The sequence below is a fragment of the Achromobacter sp. 10T422 genome (genome assembly GCF_056394065.1).
This window is the reverse complement of sequence record NZ_JBFTHD010000002.1, coordinates 746,797-765,860: the sequence shown is the minus strand read 5'-3', so window position 1 is coordinate 765,860 and position 19,064 is coordinate 746,797. Positions and strand designations below refer to the sequence as shown.

Here is a 19,064-nt window from a genome sequence, read left to right as displayed (position 1 = left end):
GCCAAGCCCAAGACTATAGCACGATTTTTTGCAGATTGTGCAACTGGCTTTTGCCTAATTTGCTGCAATCCTTGCAATAACCGCTTGGCTCTCATTTCTGATCGCTTCGCGGCAGACCTGGCTCGTTTCTCCTTTTGGAGACCCTCGTTCGGCCTGTTGCGCTTGCCTTGGCTTCGCGGTTCAAAACTGTCTGAACTGCGAAGGAGCGAGACTATAGCACAAGTTTTTGGCTTGTCTTCCGTGGCAAGCAATAAATTTGTTCGAATCTCAAGACTCGGGGCGCGACAAAGCCCGCGCTCTATATATAGAGCGCATTCCATAGCTCGCCTTCCTGCCCTCTATATATAGATAGTTGCCTTGGCCAGCTTGCCTCCCGTTGGGGTACGTTTACTATTCGCCTGTACGCCGTACCTAATTGGAGACGAACACGCTATGCCCCCAGCCATCGCCCTGAGCGAAGATATCCTGATCAACGTTACCCCCTTCGAAACCCGCGTTGCGCTGGTGGAACAGGGGTCGGTACAGGAGCTGCACGTGGAACGCAGCATCCAGCGGGGCCATGTCGGCAATATCTATCTGGGGCGGGTGGTCCGTGTGCTGCCGGGCATGCAGAGCGCCTTTATTGATATTGGATTGGAGCGCGCCGCGTTCATCCATATTGCTGACTTGCGCGAAAACCGCGGCGAACGCACGCAGGGACTGACGCCCACCCCCATCGAAAAGCTGCTTTTCGAGGGACAGACCATCATGGTCCAGGTCGTAAAGGACCCTTTGGGCACCAAGGGCGCACGGTTGTCGACCCAGATCAGCATTGCCGGACGGATGCTGGTGTATCTGCCGCACGATCCGCACATCGGCATTTCCCAGAAAATTGACTCTGAGTCCGAGCGCATTCAGCTGCGCGAACGGCTTCAAGCGCTGATGCCGGCCGAGGAGAAAGGCGGATTCATCGTGCGCACTCAGGCGGAAGGCGCCAATGACGATGAGCTGACGGCGGATCTGGAATATCTGCGCAAGCTGTGGACCAGCGTTCAGGCGTCGGCGCGCACGCAGGCCGCCCCCGCCCTGCTTCACCAGGATCTGACGCTGGCCCAGCGCGTGCTGCGCGACATGGTGGGGCCTGGTACGGGCACGATTCTGGTGGACTCGCGCACGACCAGTGCGGCCATGCTGGAATGGGCGCGCGCGTATACGCCTTCTGTCGTTGGCCGCATTCAGCACTACAGCGGCGAGCGGCCGTTGTTTGACACGGCGAATGTGGATGACGAGATTGCCCGGGCGCTCTCGCGCCGCGTGGATCTGAAATCGGGCGGCTATCTGATCATTGACCAAACTGAAGCGCTGACCACGGTTGACGTGAACACCGGCGGCTTCGTCGGCGGACGCAATTTCGACGACACCATATTCAAGACCAACCTGGAAGCGGCGCAAGCCATTGCCCGCCAGTTGCGGCTGCGCAATTTGGGCGGCATTGTCATCCTGGACTTCATCGACATGGAAGAACAGGAACACCGCGACACCGTGCTGGCTGAACTGAAGAAAGCGCTTTCGCGCGACCGCACACGCATGACGGTCAATGGCTTCACGCAACTGGGCCTGGTGGAAATGACGCGTAAGCGCACGCGCGATTCGCTGGCGCATCAGCTGTGCGAGCCCTGCCCCATGTGCGAATCGCGCGGCAATGTGCGTACGCCGCGCACGGTCTGCTATGAAATCCTGCGAGAGATTCTGCGCGAAGCCCGGCAGTTCAATCCCAAGGAATTCCGCATTCTTGCGTCTCAAGACGTCGTTGACCTGTTCCTGGAAGAGGAAAGCCAGCACTTGGCGATGCTGGGCGACTTCGTCGGCAAACGCGTGTCGCTGGAAGTCGAGAGCACGTACTCTCAGGAAAAGTACGACATCATCCTCGTATAACCGCAGCCAGCAACGCCAACTGCCGCGCCTCGCGCGGTAGCAGATTGCCGAGCGCTCTTCAATTCGATATGTTCGGATTGTGTGTCTTAACGATTCGATTGCAATGAAGTTTGAAACGGATGGCGGTGGGATGTCGTAGCCGATAAGCTCGCGGGCGCTTCGCAGGGTCGAACCCTTTGAAGCGCCTTTTCTTTTGCTTTCGGAGGTTAATGCAATGAAGTCCCTATTCCGTCCGTTCCTGGTGCTGGTTGCAGCGCTGCCGCTGCTACTGGCTGGCTGCGGCGACAAGGAACCCGAGCAGCGGGCCGCGTTCACGCAGTTCCTGCAAACCCGCATCGTCGACAAGCCCGGCGTGCGCGTGCCCAAACTGACGGATGAGGAACAGAAGTCTATCGGCGACTATGCCTCGCACTACGCGGTGATCACGGATTTCAATACAAGCATGGAAACCTCGGTCAAGCCGCTGACGGGCATCATGCAGAAAGGCGCCGTGCGTTCGCTGAATGACATCGTGACGCGGCGCGACGACCTGAAAGCGGTGCAAGCTTCGCTGAACGACATGGGTGCGGCGTTGAAAGAGCAGCAAGCCCGCGCAGATGCTGCCCGCGCGCAGCTCAAACAGCCCGATGACCTGAAGGCCGTGTACGACAAGGCCTACGAAAAAACCGTCAGCCTGCCGGCGGACACGTTCCGCGATGTGCTGCCGCAACTGAACGCGACGTTCGACAGCAGCCTGAAGATTGCCGATTACGTCGAGGCGCACAAAGCGCAAATCGAAATCTCGGGTGCAATCGTCAAGGTGCAGGACCCGGCCGTGCAAGCCGAGCTGAACCAGATGCTGCAAGACCTGAACGCACAAGCGAAAAACCTGCAACAGGCGCACACGCGCATGCAGGCGCTGATGCTGGGCCGTTAAACCCCATCAAGCGGCCTCGACGCGGTTGCGCCCCGCCGCCTTGGCCCGGTAGACGGCGGCATCGGCCGCTACAACAAGACTCGCCGCCGCATCGCCCTGCCCGGGTATCGCGGTGGCGGCGCCGATGCTGACGGTAACGATACCGCCCTCACTGTCTTCGTGCGGAACGCGCCAATCTGCAACGGCGCGCCGTATGCTCTCGGCGATGGCCACCGCGCGCTGAAGCGTCGTGTGCGGCAGCAGCATCACAAACTCTTCGCCCCCATAGTGCGCCGCCAGATCACGAGGCCGGCGCGCTTTGTTCTTCAAAGCCAACGCCAGCTTCTTCAACAGTTCGTCGCCCTTTTGGTGACAGCACGATCTGCGCCATCACGGACTGGAACAACGCCAGCGTGACCGGCGCGATCAACACCGCACACCGAAGAATCAGGGGCGCAAGAACACGTATCGGTGAAAGATGGTGATCATCAGGCGTCGAGCTGATGACCAGGCGTCGAGCTGATGACAAGGCGTCGAGCGACGCCCTACCCGCCGCCTGAACTCCGGACGCGCCGCGCCCGGAGGTTCCCTTACGACACCGCGGTCGCAGCGATGCGGAAGGGGAAGGCGCGAACGCCACGTGCCTTGTCCGTCTCGCGGTGCGCATTGATCGCCCAGGCGGTACCCGCTCCGCCTGTCAGCGACATAAGCTGGCGCATCGCGCCCGCCGAAAATCCGCACTGCAACGCCAAGGCCTGGCGTCGGGCAAGCTCAACACCGACAGCGTGCGGCGTCGTGAAACTCCGGTCTGATTGCAGCATGGCAGCCCCCTTGGCAAATGCTCTTCATCAATGAAGAGTCAGTGCGAACTAATCTACCGCAGTCTGTCTGACTTGCGCGTGAAATGATTCGTAAAGTAATGCAAAGGACTGGAAATAGTGTGCTCAGGCCGGCGGATTGACCGGGTTAACCAGCGCCTCGCCGGCGGCCTCGCGATCAGGCTTGTCATTCCTGCCATCGGCGGGGCCGGTCATGTTTCCGTACAACAACGACCGGCCAGCAAACAGCCCGCCCGCCACTTCCAGGTCAAAACGTTCGGTGTCACGGCGGCGGACGTCTTCGACCACTTCCGCGGCCTCGTCCGCCGGCACGCCGATGGCGCGCAGCGCAGCCTCGCCGAACACCAGCGCGGATTCCAGGGTTTCGCGCACCTGGTAATCCACCCCTTCCTTGGCCAAGGCCAGGGAATGGATGCGGTCATAGGCGCGCACCACGACCCGCACCAACGGGAATTCCGATTTGATCAGCTTGACCATGTGGTTCACGGCCTGCGGGTTGTCGATGCAGATCAGAATGGCGCAGGCGTGCTCGCCGCCCGCAGTGCGCAGCATGTCGATGCGGGTTCCGTCCCCGTAATAGACCTTGACGCCCCACTTGGCAGCAGCCCGGATCGCGTCCGTGTCGATGTCGAGAATGGACACTTTCAAGTCGCGAGCCAGCATCGCCTGGGTGACGATCTGGCCGAAACGGCCGAAACCGACGATCAGCGCGCAGCCGTCCAAATCCCGGGCGACGTCCACGCCTTCCATCGACGGAACCGGTTTGGGCAACAACCAGCGCAACGACAACACGCATAAGGGGGTCAGCGCCATGGAAATGATGACAACGGCGGTCAGGACCGCGCCCGTGTGCGCATCGAAAATGCCGGCTGCGGCCGCCGCGCCGTACAGCACGAAAGCGAACTCGCCGCCCTGAGCCAACAGCGCCGCCCGCGTCACCGCTTCGGCGTGCGACGCGCGCAGCAAACGCGCCACGGCATACACGCCCACGGATTTCACCAGCATGAAGACGATGACAGCCGCCAGAATGAGCGGCCATTCGCGCGCCACGGCGGACAAGTCCAGCGACATGCCCACGCCCAGGAAGAACAGGCCCAGCAAAATTCCCCGGAAGGGTTCGACTTCGGCTTCCAACTGGTGACGGAAGGTGGATTCGGACAGCAGCACCCCAGCCAGGAACGCCCCCATGGCCATGGACAAGCCACCCAGCTCCATCAGCAGCGCCGCCCCCAGCACGACGAGCAGCGCGGCGGCGGTCATGACCTCGCGCGCGTGCGCCGCAGCCAACAAGCGGAACAACGGATTCAGCAGCCACCGGCCCGCGGCCAGCAGCGCCAGAATGCAGCCGACTGCAATGGCGGATTGCGTCCAGGGGTCGCCGTGGTCGGTGGTGCCGGTCGGCGCCAGCAAGGCCACCAACGCCAGCAAGGGCACGATGGCCAGATCTTCCAGCAACAAAATGGAGACAATGCGCTGGCCCTGCGCGCTGGTGCTTTCGTCGCGCTCGCCCAAAATCTGCATGACGATGGCCGTGGACGACAGCACAAAGCCCATCGCCGCCATGAACGCCGCCGGGCCGGACAGGCCGGCCAACAAGCCCACTACCGTCAGCAGGCCGCCACAGGCCAGCACCTGGGCCACGCCCAGGCCGAAGATTTCGCCTCTGAGCTTCCAGAGCCGCGACGGCTGCATTTCCAGCCCGATGATGAACAGGAACATCACGACGCCCAGTTCGGCGACGTGCAAGATGGATTTGGGATCGGAAAAGAAGCCGATGCCGAACGGGCCGATCGCAAGACCCGCCGCCAGATAGCCCAGTACGGAGCCCAGCCCAAGACGCTTGAACAAAGGGACGGCAATGACCGCCGCGCCCAGCAGGACGACGACGTTGACGAGTTGATTGCCTTCGATAGGCAGAGCCATAAGGCGCTCCTGATGTAAACGCGGGCCCGGGCGCTCAGGACACCGCAGGCGGGCTTGCCCCATTTTCCGGCAAACCGGGGGATTGGCAATCAGGAAATTGGCAATCCCCAGCGGCGGCGGACCGGGCGGGACGATAAAAAAAACCGCCGCGATCAGGACGCGGCGGTTGGGGAGTGGCGGATTTCGCGATCAGTCGTCGCGGAATTGCATCTTGTAGAGCGAGGCATACAGGCCGTTGGCGGCCAGGAGCTCGGCGTGGGGGCCTTGTTCGACGATCTTGCCAGCGTCCAGCACGATGATGCGGTCGGCGTTCTGCACCGTGGACAGGCGGTGGGCAATGACCAGCGTGGTGCGCCCCTTCATCAGCCGTTCCAGCGAGGCCTGAACCTGGCGTTCGGACTCGTTGTCCAGCGCCGAGGTGGCTTCGTCGAGGATCAGGATGGGCGCGTTCTTGATCAGCGCGCGGGCAATCGCCAGACGCTGGCGCTGGCCGCCCGACAAACGGGCCGCATTTTCGCCGACCGGCGTGTTGATGCCCTGCGGCAGGCCTTCCACGAATTCCAGCAGGTTGGCGGCCGCCAGGGCGTCGCGCACCTTTTGCTCGCTGGACTTGCCCAACGCGCCGTAGCCGACGTTGGCGGCGATGGTGTCATCGAACAGCACGACGTCCTGGCTGACCAGAGACAGATGCGAACGCAGGCTGCGCAGCGTCAGTTCGTCAACGGGGGTGTCGTCCACCAGAATCGAACCGCTGTCGGGCAGCACGAAGCGCGGCAGCATATTGACCAGCGTGGTCTTGCCGCTGCCTGACCGGCCCACCAAGGCCACAGTCTGGCCGGGTTCAACGATGAAGGAGATGTCGTTGACGGTGTCGCGCTCGGCATCGGGGAAGCGATGCTTGACGTGGCGGAATTCAACCTTGCCGCGCACGGGTTCAGGCAGTTCTTTGGTGCCGGTGTCTTTTTCGGGCGTCTGATCGATCAGCGTGAACACGCTTTCGGCCGATACCAGCATCTTCTGCATGCGGGCGGCAACGTTCGTCAGGCGCTTGATGGGGTCGAAAATCTGCGCCAGCGCGGCCATGAACGAGGCAAAGCTGCCCACCGTCAGCGAACCGCTGTTGGCCTGGCTGAGCGCCACCGCGATGACGGCGCCCACGGAAATTGAAATGCAGACCTGCGTCAACGGCGTCAGGGCGGCGTCCGCCGTGGCGGTGCGCATGGCGTAGCGGCGCAGGCGGCGGCTGACGAAATCGAAACGGCCGCGCTCGACTTCAAAACCGTCGAACAGCTTGATGACGCGCTGGCCGTCGATGCCCTCGCCGACCACCCGGGTCAGTTCGGCATTCATGTTGACGGTGTCGCGGTTGATGCGGCGCAGGCGCTTGATGAAGAAGCGCGAGATCAGGACCGACACGGGCAGCATGACCAGGATGATCAGCGTCAGCACCCACGACATGTAAAGCAGCACGCAGATCAGCGCGATCACGACCAGGGTTTCGCGCACCAGCACCGTAATGACGTCGGTGGCGTAGCCCGTGACGTTGCCGGCGTCGATGGTGAAGCGGTTGAGCAGGCGGCCGGTGTCGCCGCGCTTGAAGTCGGCATCCGGCAGGCCCAGCAGGCGCTCGAACATGTCGCGGCGCATGCCCAGCAGCACATTGTTGGCCACCCAGGCCAGCAAATAATCGCTGAAGAAGTTGCAGATGCCGCGCAAGAGGATCAGGCCGACGACGGCCAGCGGCAAGGCCCAGACGTAATAAGGTTTGGACCCGGAGAAGCCGCCGTCCAGCAAGGGCTTCATAATGACGGCCAGCACCGGCTGCGTGGCCGCTGCGCCCGCCATCAACAGGACGGCCAGCAACAAGCCCTTCCAGTAGGAACCCACGCGGCTGTAGATCCGGCTCCAGAGTTCAGCTTTGACGGGGTGGGAATCCGCGGGGGTGTTGCGTGCGGCAGAATTCAAAGGGAGCACTCGCTTTTATACAATTGTGCCCAGGATTGTACTGGCTACGCGCCAACGCGCTCTGCCGCCCCACCCCATTTCAGCCTAAATAGCCACACGCCCACCCATGTCCGATATCAGTTGTTTATACGTCCGGTTGCCCAATTGGGTGGGCGACGTCTGCATGAGCCTGCCCAGCCTGCATGCGCTGCACGCCAGCGGCTTGCCGCTAGTGATCTGCGCGCGCCCCTGGGCCCGCGACCTGCTTGATGGCGTGGCCAAGCAGGACTTCATTCCCATGCGCGGCAAGGTCGGCCCCGACCGCGCCGCCGTCAGCGCCCATCGGTGCAGCTTGGGCGCCCTGGGGCGCCGCGCCCGGGGCCTGCTGCTGCCCGACTCGCTATCCAGCGCGCTGGTGTTCCGGCTGGCGGGCCTGCCGTCCGCGGGTTATCGGGACGACGGCCGCAGCTTTCTGCTGCGCTGGCCCGTAGCCAAACCCGATGACTCGCTGCATGCCGTGCAGTCCTGGCATTACCTGACCCGCCAGGCGCTCACCCGCTGGGGGCTGCCCGCCGGCCCCGCCCAGCCAGGCCCGACGCTGGACCTGCCTTTGACGCCGGCGCACCAGCAGGCGGCCGACCAGGCGCTGGCGGCAGCCGGCCTGGTTGCGCAACGCTTCGTGCTGATCGCTCCCACCGCCACCGGCCTGCACAAGGGCAAGATCAAGGTCTGGCCCGGATTCGATACACTGACGCGCGCCTTACAAGCCCAGGGCCATACCGTGGTAATGTGCCCCCCTCCGGCCGAAACCGACGAGGCGCGGCGCAATGCACCGACGGCGCAATTGCTGCCTCCCTTGTCGCTGGGCGCCTTTGCCGCATTGACGGCTCGGGCATCGCTGGTGATTTGTAACGATTCTGGCGTCTCGCACGTCGCCGCGGCGGCCTCCGCCCGGGAGCTCGCGCTGTTTGGCGTGACCCGCCCGGGACGAACGGGCCCGTGGTCGCCGCGTGCGGTTTGCGTCGGGTCGGAAGAAGCTTGGCCGTCCGTCGAAGCAGTTCAACAGCAGGCGATGACCCTGCTGGGCGAGACGAAGTAATCAGGATAGTTTTCACATGCCCCTTTCCAGCTACCTTGCAAATCTGATCATTCCCTACAACTTGTGCGTGACGTTGGTCATCGTCGGCTTGGTGCTGGGCTGGTTCCGGCTACGCAAGACCGGCGGGGCCATCATCGCCGCCGGCTTACTCTGGGCGCTGGCCTGGTCGCTGCCGGCCACCTCGCTGTGGCTGGGCGGCGCGCTGGAAAGCCGCTATCCGCACCTGCCTCCTACCGAGTCCCCCACCGCCGACGCCATCGTCGTGCTGGGCGGCAACACCGCCAACGGGCGCGCCAACTGGTTCCTGCCCTATGACAAGGACACGGCCGTGGTCCGCGTGGACACCGCTGCCCAGCTGTATCTGGCCGGCCGCGCGCCCAAGGTGCTGCTGTCCGGCGGCGCGCTGGAAGGCGATGTCAGCGAAGCGCGTGGCATGGCACATGCCATCCGCCAGCAAGGCGTGCCCGAGTCGGCCCTGATCCTGGAAAACTCCAGCCGCACCACGTATGAAAACGCCGCCTTGACCGAGGACGCGCTCAAGTCGCGCGGTATCGAAAAGGTGCTGCTCGTGACGTCCGCATTGCATATGCCGCGCGCCATGGCGGCATTTTCCAAGCAGGGCGTGGAAGCCATCGCCGCCCCGGCTCCGCCGCAAATCGTCGCGCCTGCGGATGGGTCGTTGTCGCTGTGGGTGCCTGACCAGCGCACGTTCGACGCCAGCCGCTCCATCATCAAGGAATACGCGGGCCTGTTCGTCTACTGGTTGCGCGGATGGGTATGAGCCTGACGGCGGCCGCCCTGGAATGCCGGGCGGGATGCGGCGCCTGTTGCATCGCGCCGTCGATCACCCGGCCGATTCCGGGCATGCCGGAAGGCAAGCCGGCAGGCGTGCCCTGTATTCAGTTGCTGCCGGACATGCGCTGCGCGATCTTCGGCCAGCCTGGCCGGCCGGATTTCTGCGGCGGGCTACAGCCGCAACACGAGATGTGCGGCCCGACCCGCGAACACGCCATTTTGTGGTTAGGGGATCTGGAAAGAGCGACGGCGCCGGGGCGCTGAAGCCACGCGTTTCTGCGCTGCCCGTCTTTGCTTCACGCTTGCTTGGGTCACCCTTACTTGGGTCACCCTTGCTTGGGTCACCCTTACTTGGGTCACCCTTGCTTGGGTCACCCTTGCTTGGATCACCCCTTGCTTGGGTCACCTTCCTTGCGTCACCCTTGCTTGCGTCGCCTTCCTTGCGTCACGCCTGCTTGCGCGCGTCCAGCACCTTTTCGTACAGCGCCTCGTACCGCGCAGCCACCGTTTCCCAGCTCTGATCCCGCGCGATCTCCAGGCCGCGTTCGGTCAACGCCGCCCGCAGCGCCGGTTCCGAACCCAGCCGTTCCAACGCCTGCGCCAGTTGCGCGCCGTCTCGCGGATCTTGCAGGATCAACGCGTCCTTGCCCGCCGACAGGTACTGCGCAAAGCCGCAGTACGCCGGTGAACTGACCACAACCGGCAGCCCATGCGACATTGCCTCAAGCGGCGCCATGCCGTAGCTGTCGTTCAGCGTGGGGTGCGCATAGATGTCCGCCGCGCTGAAATACTGGGCAACTTCAGGTGTGGGATCAACCAGCGTGACGCGGTGCGCGATACCGTTGGCCGCACGAACCCGATCCCGGGTCGGCGCATCGGCCCCCACGACCAGCAGCTTGTAATGCGACGGCAACTGCGCCAGCGCATCCAGCAAGGCGGGCAGGCCTTTGCGCAAGGGGTTGCGCGCCACCAGCAGGCAGCCGACAGTGCCGGCATCCCAGCCCAGACGGGCGCGGGTTGCCTCGCGTCCCGCCGCCATATCATCCGACGGCAGCTTGACCCCGGGCGCGATGATATCCACGGGCAGCTCCTGGCCGTAGCTGCGGTGCAACTGGTCCATGATCAAGCCCGACACCGCCACCACGCGCCGGCCGGACGCACGGCGCACGCGCAGCTTTTCAAGCAGCAGATAGGTCGCCAGACGCGGGCTTAGCCAAGCGGTGACGCGTTTGAGCGGCTTGACGCGGGTGACGCGGTTATAGCGAACCGGCGTCACGTGCATGACCTGGATTTCTCCGGCCCAGCCGTTCATATGCGAGTGCACGATGTCGAAGCGGCCGCGCGTGAGGCGGTCGGCGCGCCACGCAAAATACAGCACGCGCATCCAGCTGGGCAGCCAGCCCGGAAAACGGACGGGCAGAAACGGAAACGGCAGGTCGCTGTCGAAATCGCGCGCGACGATGGACACATCGTGCCGCTGGCCCAACACCCGCATCAGCTCCACGCCATAGGCCTCGGCGCCTCCGAAGCGGTTGCCGAAGCGGTCGACCAACAGCGCGATGCGAAGCCGCCGCTCAGCGGCGCCGGCGGGTGTCTTCATACCGGGTGAGGCACTTCTGAAGGAAGCGGATGATGTTGGTGGAACGCGCCACCGTCACCCGAGGCAGACCGAACGGATCGTCGGATGCCGCAGCCAGGCCGCGCTGGGTCAGCGTGGCGTTGTCGTAGCCGGCCTCGCGCGCCATGGCGCGATGTTCGGGGCCGTGATCGCCGTAGGGATAGCAGAAGGCCGTCACGGGCGCGCCCAGCGCCTGTTCCAGTTCGTCCTTGGATTCGACGATCTGGCGCCGCGCCTCGTCGGGCGACATTTCGGGCAAGTGCACGTGGTCCAGCGTATGCGAGCCAACCTCGTTGCCGGCCTGGGCCCATTCACGCATTTCGCCCACGGTCATCAGCGCCGAAAAGGGAATGCCCTTTTGCAAATCCCAGACGTTGCCGCCGTCGAACTGGCGCGCCACGAAATAGTTGGTGGCGGTAAAACCGAGTTCGCTCAGCACGGGCATCGCGTTGTGGTGCACGTTGCGATAGCCGTCATCGAACGTAATGCCGAACACCTTGCCCTGACGCTCGCCGCGCACATAGGGCATGACATCGCGCATCGACAAACCGCGATACCCCAGGCGGCGCATCCAGCGCATTTGGCGCGCGAAGCTGTCGGGGTGCACGGTCAGCCCACGAAACGGCGTGCCTTTGGGATTAGGCTCGCCGATCTGGTGGTACATAAGAATGGGGATAGACATAGGCCGGATTATAGGCCCGGGCGTCCATCCAGCGTACGCTGGTAGACCTCGACTGTGGCGGAGGCGAAACGATCAAGGTTGAAGTCGCGCAAGGCGGTCTCGCGGGCCTTCGCGCCCATCGCGCGCACCGTGTCGGGATGGTCCAGCATGAAGCGCAACTTGTCCGTCATGGCGGCCACATCACGCACCGGCACGATCCAGCCGTCAACGCCGTCGGTGACGTTTTCAGGCAGGCCGCCCGCGTTGCTCACCAGCGCGGGCAAACCCAGCGCCATGATCTCGCGGCAGGCGAACGACAGCGCTTCGCGGTACGACAATACGAAGCCAGCGTGGCAGGACGCCAGCGCGGCGCGCACATCGTCCAGCAGGCCCGGAAAACGCACCTGGTCGATCATGCCCAGTTCGCGCACGCGCGCCAGCTTGGCTTCCGACGGCGGGTCGCCCGCCACCATCAGCAACACGCGGGCCTTGTCCGCGGGCGGCAAGGCGGCAACTGCCGCCACCAGGTCCAGCCACCCCTTGTCGTAATCGGTACCGCCCGCGCTCCCCAGCAACAGCTTGCCTTGCCAGTCGGGGCCGAAGATCAGCGCGCGCAACTTGTCCAGGCTTTCGGGCGGCGGCGGCGCGAAGAAATTCGTGTCGATGCCGTGGCGGATGGTCGTGATGGGACGCTTGCGGTAGGGCGACTGCTGCATCAGCCCCTGCACGTAGTCACTGACCGCAATACTGTGGTCAGTCGCCAGCGCCACACGCAGCTTGTGGCCGAAGCTGGCAAGCGGATGGTCGTTGTGCTTGGTGAATACGATGCGCGGGCGGCGCGCCATGCCCAGCGTGGCCAGCATGACCTGCTTGTGGTCGGCCGAACCGTTGGCGTGAATGATGTCGAAACGCCCTGTCTTGATCAGGCGGCGCAGCTTCGCGCGGTCCTTGAACCAGGACGACGGGCGCGTGGTGTACAGCATGTCTACGACGGTCACGCCGGGAATGGCGCGAGCGTAGCGGTACAGGCGGCTCGTGGGCGGCGCGGCCACGGTGATCTCGTGGCTGCGCGCCAGCGCCTTCGCCAGGTTGATGATGTAGGTGACGTGCCCCCCGCCGTTGTTGGCGTGGAAGTTCGTGTACAGGATTTTCACTTCTGCTTCTCGGCCAGGAACATCAGCTTGGAATAGCGGAAGAAGCTGCCCGCCGCTGCCGTCACCGCCAGCACCAGACCGTGCCGGCCATCCAGGAAGCCGCGACGGATCAGGTAGATGCGCACGAACGTCCAGAAGCCATGGCCCAGCGCGCCAAAGACCGAGGTGCGACGCCCTTTGGCGTACATCATCGCAGCGGCGTCCGACGAATAACGGTTGACCTTGTTGATCAGCGCGTCCAGGTTGTCGTAGGGGTAGTGATTGAAATAGCCCTGCATTTTCAGGGGCTGGCCGTTGGCCGGCACCACGCGTTCATGCACGGCGGCATCCGTAAACCGCGCCGTGCCGCGCTTGAACAAGCGCAAGACGTAGTCGGGCCACCAGCCGCTATGGCGGATGTCTTTTCCGCAAAAGTTGGACAGGCGCGCGATCTCGTAGGCGTCGGCGCGCGGGTTCGCCAGCACGTCCTGGATCTCGCGGGCCAGCTCGGGCGTGACGCGCTCGTCGGCGTCAATGGACAGCACCCAATCGCCAGTGGCCAAGTCCAGCGCGCGATTTTTCTGCGGACCGAAACCGGGCCAGTCAGGCGTGATCTCGACACGCGCGCCCAGCGCCTGCGCCAGTTCGACCGTGCCATCGGTGCTGCCCGAATCCACCACGATGAATTCGTCGGCGAAGGCCACGGACTTGAGGCAAGCGGCAATATTCGCCGCTTCGTTCTTGGTGATGATGATGACTGATAGCTTCATCCGCGATTCCTAAGACGCTTTTTCCAGGCTTTCCAGGCGTGATAGCGCGGCCCCCAGAACGGGTCGCGCGACAGCCAGATGCGCCGGTTCAACCAGGTTCCGCCTTGATTTCGCACCGCGAAACGATAGATGTGTTCGGGGTCCGCGCCGGGAGTGTTCTGGCCAAAAGGGTCGGTAGTGTACAAGTGCGCGAAACCGGCCTGGCGCGCCGCGTCCACGTAGTCCGCGTCGAAATAGCCTTGCGGCCAGCACAGGTGATCGCTGACGGCCCCCAGGCGGCGCACAAGGGTGTCGCGCGAGTCGTGCAGTTCTTGTGCGATATGGTCGCGCTTGGCGTTGACATCGGCGCCGCAGACTTTGTCCCAGCGCGTGTGGGTATGCGTATGGGAATGGAATTCGAACGTGCCGGCGGCCTGCATGGCTTCGATCTCGCTCCAACGCAGCATGGCCTCGTCAGTGCGGCCCGCGGCCACCAATTGTTTACAGGCGTCGTGATCGGGCGTGGCGGGCAAGGCGCCGCCCTGCCCGGCATGCGGCCGCACGGGGCCGTCGCCGATCCAACCCGTGATGGTGAACAACACCGCGCGCATGCCATGGCGCGCCAGGATGGGATGCGCGTGCACCCAGTTATTCAGATAGCCATCATCGAACGTGATCAGCACGGAACGCTCGGGTGCTGCGCCGCCTGCCAGATAAGCGGCGAACTGAGCCGCGGACAACGATTGATAACCTGCCTGCGCCAGACGCGAGACCTGAGCCTCGAAGACGTCCGGCGTTGCCGCAATCATGCCGCCCGCGGGGGTGACATGGTGGTACATCAGCACAGGGACGTTGGGCGCATTCATGCGCCGCGCTCCGCCAGCCATTTCAGGTACACCGCTTCCGTCGATTCGGCCAGCCGGGCAGGCGAAAACACGGCCTCTTCCCAAACCATCTTGCGGCCGGCCTCGCCCATGCGATGGCGCAGGTCCGGGTCGTCAATCAGCCGTTGCAAGGCGTTGGTCAAGGCTTCAGGATTCTTCGGCGGCACCAGAATGCCCGTAACGCCGTCGCGGAACATTTCCGATACGCCGCCCACATTGGTGCCCACCACCGGCAGGCCGCTGGCCTGGGCTTCGACGTACACGGTGCCCGACGCTTCCTGCTGCGTGGCCAGCGCAAACACGTCGAATCCGGCCAACAGGTTAGGCACATCACGGCGCATCCCCATCAGATGGATGCGATGCTGCAAGCCCAGTTGGGCGATGTAATCCTGCGTTTGCTCGAAGACGGGTGAACCGCCCCCGATGAACACCAGGTGCAGCTTGGGCCGGCTGGTCATCAGCGGAACCATCGCGTCGATCAGATCCTTGTGGCCTTTGGTGGCGCGCATGACGGCCACGCAGCCCACGACGATGTCGTCATCGGCCAGCCCGAGTTCATCGCGCAGGGTCGAGTGTTCGACCGGCGCCGGCAACACGATGGGCGAATACACGGTCGCCACCCGGTTTGCCGGCACACCACGCTCGATCAGGTAGTGGCGCACGTGGTCGCTGACCGTAGTGACCCGGTGCGGCAGCCACGTGTAGGACCACATCGACCCCACCTTGTTGGACAGGTGGCGCGTGCGGACGATGAGGGGCGTACCGGCCAGCCGGCCGGCCATCGCCGCAATGACCGTGTCGCGCCGGCTGTGCGTATTGAGCACATCAAAGCGCCCTTCCTTCAGGATGCCGCGCACGGCGGCCACGCCCTTCAGGTAGTTGACGGGTCCGTCCATATCGACTTTGTGCACGGTAAACCCCGCGTCTGACAGCCGTTCGACCAGCATGGCCCGGGATTGGCAGATGGCTTCAACATGGTGGCCGCGCGCACGCATGGCCGTCATTTCCTTGAAGATCCGCCCTTCCTGACCGCCAAAGCTGGTGGCCGCTTCAGAATGCACGATACGCAGTTGTTGCATCAATAGGTCACCTCAACCCCATTGGGTTTGGTCCAGGCGTTCAGATTGTCGAGCAGGGTGTCGGCCATGCGAACGCGCCACTCTTCGCCCAGCCGGACCGTGCACAGAAAATTATTCTTGGTGTAGACAATATCGACCGGCACGCCGGGGATGCCGTTCTCGGGTTCAGCCCGGAATGGATTCAGCATCTGGCGCAAACGCGCGGCGTCGGCCGAGCCGTTGAGCGTGACGCGCAGCGACTTGGCGCGCGCTTCGCGAGCCAGTTGCAGGTCATACAGCTGTTCGGCCACGATGCGCATGCCGCCCGAGTAGTCATCGTTGCTGACCTTGCCCTGGACGATGACCAACTGGTCTTCGCGCAAGCGGTTGCGGTGCTTCTCGTAGAGTTCGTTGAACACCGAGATTTCCACCTGCGCGGTGCCGTCGTCCAGCACGGCAAACACCATCTTGCCGCGGCGGGTCATCATGACGCGCACGCTGGCCAGCACGCCGCACATCCATTGCAGGTCGCGTTGCGGTTCCACGCGCGCCAGCTGCATTGGCACGATGCGGCGCACTTCGTCGCGCCACGCGTCAAACAAGTGGCCGCTGTAGTAGTAGCCCAGCGCCGACTTTTCTTCGGTCAGCTTTTTGTGCAGGTCCCACGGGGCAACCTTGGCCAATTCGCCAGCCACCACATCGCTGCTGTCGTCACCGAACAGCGACGCCTGGTTGGCGCTGCGGGCCGCTTGTTCGGCGGCTTCCATGGCGGTTGGCACCGAGGCCAGCATCGCGGCGCGGTTCGGCTCGATGGTGTCGAACGCGCCGGCCTTGATCAGCGCTTCGATCGTGCGGCGGTTGACGGCGTTCTTGCTGACGCGGCGGCAGAAGTCGAACAGGTTCAGGAACGGGCCGCCTTCCTTGCGCGCACGCAGGATGTCTTCGACAGCGCCCTGCCCCGTGCCTTTGACGGCGCCCAGGCCGTAGCGCATGGTGCGCGGCGGCTTGCCCTTTTCGGTGTGCTTGTCGGCCACCGGTTCGAAGCGGTAGCCCGAGAAGTTGACGTCCGGCGGCAGCACTTCCACGCCGTTGTCCTGGGCGTCGCGGCAGAAAATCTGGACCTTGTCGGTGTCGTCCATATCGGACGACATGGTGGCGGCCAGGAATTCGGTCGGGTGATAAGCCTTGAGCCAGGCGGTCTGGTAGGAAATCAGCGCGTAAGCGGCCGAGTGCGACTTGTTGAAGCCGTAGCCCGCAAACTTTTCCATCAGGTCGAACAGCTTGACGGCCAGGTCCGGGTCGTGGCCCTTTTCCTTGGCGCCTTGCTCGAAGAGCTCGCGGTGCTTGGCCATTTCCTCAGGCTTTTTCTTGCCCATGGCGCGGCGCAGCAGGTCGGCGCCGCCCAGCGAGTAGCCCCCGATGATCTGCGAGATCAGCATCACCTGTTCCTGGTAGACGATGACCCCGTAGGTGCTCTTCAGGGTGCCTTCCAGGTCGTTGTGGAAGTAGTCCACCGCGGCGCGGCCGTGCTTGCGGTTGACGAAGTCGTCCACCATGCCCGATTCCAGCGGCCCCGGACGATACAGGGCCAGCATGGCGATGATGTCTTCGAACGTGTTCGGCCGCAGCTTCTTCAGCAGTTCCTTCATGCCGCGCGATTCCAGCTGGAACACGGCCGTGGTGTTGGCGTCGCACAGAATCTTGTAGGCGGCCGGGTCGTCGAGTTCGAGCGCCATGACGTCGAAGTCGCGCTTGTCGGCGTTGAACTGGCGCACGTATCGCACGGCCCAGTCCAGGATGGTCAAGTTGCGCAGGCCCAGGAAGTCGAACTTCACCAGGCCGGCGGCTTCGACGTCGTCCTTGTCGAACTGCGACACCGCGCTGTTCTCTTGGCCCGGCTGGCAATACAGCGGGCAGAAGTCGGTGAGCTTGCCGGGCGCAATCAGCACGCCGCCTGCGTGCATGCCGATGTTGCGGGTCAGGCCTTCCAGCGGCTTGGCCAGGTCGACCAGCGCGCGCACTTCTTCTTCCTGTTCGTAGCGGTCCTTGAAGGCGGGTTCGTCCTTCAGGGTGCGTTCCAGCGACCAGGGGTCCATCGGGTTGAACGGGATCAGCTTGGACAGGCCGTCGCAGAACATATAGGGCATGTCCAGCACGCGGCCGGCGTCGCGGACCACGGCTTTCGCGCCCAGCGTGCCGAACGTGGCGATCTGGCTCACGGCGGCGCGGCCGTATTTTTCCTTGACGTAGTCGATGACGCGTTCGCGGTTGTCCTGACAGAAGTCGATATCGAAGTCGGGCATGGAAACCCGTTCGGGGTTCAGGAAGCGCTCGAACAGCAAGTCATAGCGAATCGGGTCCAGGTCGGTAATGCCCAGCGCGTACGCCACGAGCGAACCCGCGCCCGAGCCCCGCCCCGGCCCCACCGGCACGCCATTATTCTTACCCCAGTTGATGAAGTCTTGAACGATCAGGAAGTAACCCGGAAAGCCCATCTGGATGATGGTCTTGCATTCCCAGCGCAGGCGTTCGTAGTACTGCTCGCGCTTGGACTCGCGTTCGGCCTCGTCGGGGAACAGGAACGCCATGCGCTTTTCCAGGCCCTCTTCCGACAGCTGGACCAGATAGTCGTCCAGCGTCACGCCTTCGGGCGTGGGGAAGTTGGGCAGGCGCGGCTTGCCCAGCACCAGGCTCAGGTTGCAGCGCTTGGCAATTTCAACCGTGTTGGCCAGCGCCGAGGGCACGTCGGCGAAACGCCGGGCCATTTCTTCGGAGCTGAGCAGGTATTGCTCTTTGGTGAACCGGCGCACGCGGCGCGGGTTGGCCAGTATTTCGCCTTCGGCGATGCAGACGCGGGCCTCGTGCGCCTGGAATTCATATTCGTCCAGGAACTGCACCGGGTGCGTGGCCACCACCGGCAGGCCGGCTTCGCCCGCCAGCCGCATGGCGGCTTGGGTATAGGCCTCGTCGCCGTCCATGCCGGCGCGTTGCAGCTCAATGTAGTAGCTGCCCGGAAACAGGTGCGCCCATTGGCGCGCCAGCGCCAGCGCGGAGACGGCGTTACCGGCGTCCAGCGCCTGGCCCACGTCGCCCATGCGCCCGCCCGACAGGGCAATCAGGCCCTCTTGCCCTTGCAGCCATTCGCGGCGGATCTCCGCGCGGCCCTTGCCCTGGTTAGTCAGGAAGGCCTTGGACAGCAGTTCGCACAGGTTCAGGTAGCCCTGGTGGTTGCGTACCAGCAAGAGCAAGCGGAAAGGCTTGGCGGGATCGTCGTCATTGGTCAGCCAGACATCGCAACCCGCGATGGGCTTGACCCCCGCGCCGCGCGCGCCTTTATAGAACTTGATCAGGCCAAAAAGGTTCGACAGATCGGTCAGCGCCACGGCGGGCTGGCCCAGCTTGGCGACGCGCTTGATAAGGTCGGAAATGCGCACAATGCCGTCCACAACCGAAAACTCGGAGTGAACGCGCAGATGCACAAAGGGGGGCGGATTTGTTACGGCTTCGGACATAGCGGGAATTGTACCTAGGGATCACGGTCCAAGCGGATGC

15 protein-coding genes and 1 pseudogene are annotated in these 19,064 nt (G+C 63.8%); 5 read left to right on the top strand and 11 right to left on the bottom strand.

Features of this window, described 5'->3' with window-relative positions; translation table 11 throughout:
- Positions 1 to 450 precede the first annotated feature (450 nt).
- Positions 451 to 1,914, top strand: a complete 1,464-nt coding sequence (gene rng, locus AC1DB0_RS07625; protein ID WP_476758538.1) for a ribonuclease G — start codon at positions 451 to 453, stop codon at positions 1,912 to 1,914.
- Positions 1,915 to 2,128: 214 nt separating this feature from the next.
- Complete coding sequence (locus AC1DB0_RS07620; protein ID WP_054428160.1) at positions 2,129 to 2,830, top strand: DUF3053 domain-containing protein; 702 nt, start codon at positions 2,129 to 2,131, stop codon at positions 2,828 to 2,830.
- A 6-nt stretch (positions 2,831 to 2,836) separates the two neighbouring features.
- Here AC1DB0_RS07620 and AC1DB0_RS07615 read toward each other — a convergent pair.
- The 4 genes and pseudogenes from AC1DB0_RS07615 to msbA form a co-directional block, all read right to left on the bottom strand.
- Positions 2,837 to 3,172, bottom strand: a pseudogene (locus AC1DB0_RS07615) (diguanylate cyclase); the annotation flags it as partial.
- Positions 3,173 to 3,399: 227 nt separating this feature from the next.
- Positions 3,400 to 3,630 carry a hypothetical protein gene (locus AC1DB0_RS07610; protein WP_054428161.1) on the bottom strand — a complete coding sequence of 77 codons (231 nt, stop codon included), beginning with the start codon at positions 3,628 to 3,630 and terminating at the stop codon, positions 3,400 to 3,402.
- A gap of 123 nt (positions 3,631 to 3,753) precedes the next feature.
- Positions 3,754 to 5,571 (bottom strand): monovalent cation:proton antiporter-2 (CPA2) family protein, encoded by a 1,818-nt coding sequence (locus AC1DB0_RS07605; protein ID WP_054428158.1) that lies wholly within the window; start codon positions 5,569 to 5,571, stop codon positions 3,754 to 3,756.
- A 189-nt stretch (positions 5,572 to 5,760) separates the two neighbouring features.
- Positions 5,761 to 7,536 (bottom strand): lipid A export permease/ATP-binding protein MsbA, encoded by a 1,776-nt coding sequence (msbA, locus tag AC1DB0_RS07600; protein WP_054428157.1) that lies wholly within the window; start codon positions 7,534 to 7,536, stop codon positions 5,761 to 5,763.
- Between the two features lie 106 nt (positions 7,537 to 7,642).
- Between msbA and AC1DB0_RS07595 the strand changes: the two genes are divergently transcribed.
- From AC1DB0_RS07595 to AC1DB0_RS07585, 3 genes are read left to right on the top strand one after another with little or no spacing between them, the layout of a single operon-like run.
- On the top strand, positions 7,643 to 8,614 hold the full coding sequence (locus tag AC1DB0_RS07595) for a glycosyltransferase family 9 protein (RefSeq protein WP_476758536.1): 972 nt from the start codon (positions 7,643 to 7,645) through the stop codon (positions 8,612 to 8,614).
- Between the two features lie 16 nt (positions 8,615 to 8,630).
- The gene (locus AC1DB0_RS07590; RefSeq protein WP_054428155.1) at positions 8,631 to 9,395 is read left to right on the top strand and encodes a YdcF family protein; all 765 of its coding nucleotides are present in this window, start codon (positions 8,631 to 8,633) and stop codon (positions 9,393 to 9,395) included.
- Entirely contained in the window at positions 9,392 to 9,673 is a 282-nt protein-coding gene (locus AC1DB0_RS07585) for a YkgJ family cysteine cluster protein (protein WP_420840204.1), read from the top strand. Before AC1DB0_RS07590 ends, AC1DB0_RS07585 begins: the two co-directional genes overlap by 4 nt.
- 181 nt (positions 9,674 to 9,854) lie before the next feature.
- Here AC1DB0_RS07585 and AC1DB0_RS07580 read toward each other — a convergent pair whose 3' ends face one another.
- From AC1DB0_RS07580 to dnaE, 7 genes are read right to left on the bottom strand one after another with little or no spacing between them, the layout of a single operon-like run.
- Positions 9,855 to 11,009: a glycosyltransferase family 4 protein gene (locus AC1DB0_RS07580; RefSeq protein ID WP_447577363.1), complete on the bottom strand. Its 1,155-nt coding sequence runs from the start codon at positions 11,007 to 11,009 to the stop codon at positions 9,855 to 9,857.
- Positions 10,984 to 11,709, bottom strand: a complete 726-nt coding sequence (locus tag AC1DB0_RS07575; RefSeq protein WP_156337072.1) for a polysaccharide deacetylase family protein — start codon at positions 11,707 to 11,709, stop codon at positions 10,984 to 10,986. Before AC1DB0_RS07575 ends, AC1DB0_RS07580 begins: the two co-directional genes overlap by 26 nt.
- Before the next feature lie 8 nt (positions 11,710 to 11,717).
- Complete coding sequence (locus AC1DB0_RS07570) at positions 11,718 to 12,842, bottom strand: glycosyltransferase (protein WP_054428152.1); 1,125 nt, start codon at positions 12,840 to 12,842, stop codon at positions 11,718 to 11,720.
- A complete protein-coding gene (locus AC1DB0_RS07565) occupies positions 12,839 to 13,591 on the bottom strand; it encodes a glycosyltransferase family 2 protein (protein WP_054428151.1) in 753 nt (250 codons plus the stop codon). The genes AC1DB0_RS07570 and AC1DB0_RS07565 overlap by 4 nt, the downstream gene beginning before the upstream one ends.
- Entirely contained in the window at positions 13,588 to 14,436 is an 849-nt protein-coding gene (locus AC1DB0_RS07560) for a polysaccharide deacetylase family protein (protein WP_175172092.1), read from the bottom strand. The genes AC1DB0_RS07565 and AC1DB0_RS07560 overlap by 4 nt, the downstream gene beginning before the upstream one ends.
- Positions 14,433 to 15,533 (bottom strand): glycosyltransferase family 4 protein, encoded by a 1,101-nt coding sequence (locus AC1DB0_RS07555; RefSeq protein ID WP_054428149.1) that lies wholly within the window; start codon positions 15,531 to 15,533, stop codon positions 14,433 to 14,435. The genes AC1DB0_RS07560 and AC1DB0_RS07555 overlap by 4 nt, the downstream gene beginning before the upstream one ends.
- Positions 15,533 to 19,024, bottom strand: coding sequence for a DNA polymerase III subunit alpha (gene dnaE / locus AC1DB0_RS07550; RefSeq protein ID WP_054428148.1), 3,492 nt, complete (start codon positions 19,022 to 19,024; stop codon positions 15,533 to 15,535). Before dnaE ends, AC1DB0_RS07555 begins: the two co-directional genes overlap by 1 nt.
- Between the last annotated feature and the right edge of the window lie 40 nt (positions 19,025 to 19,064).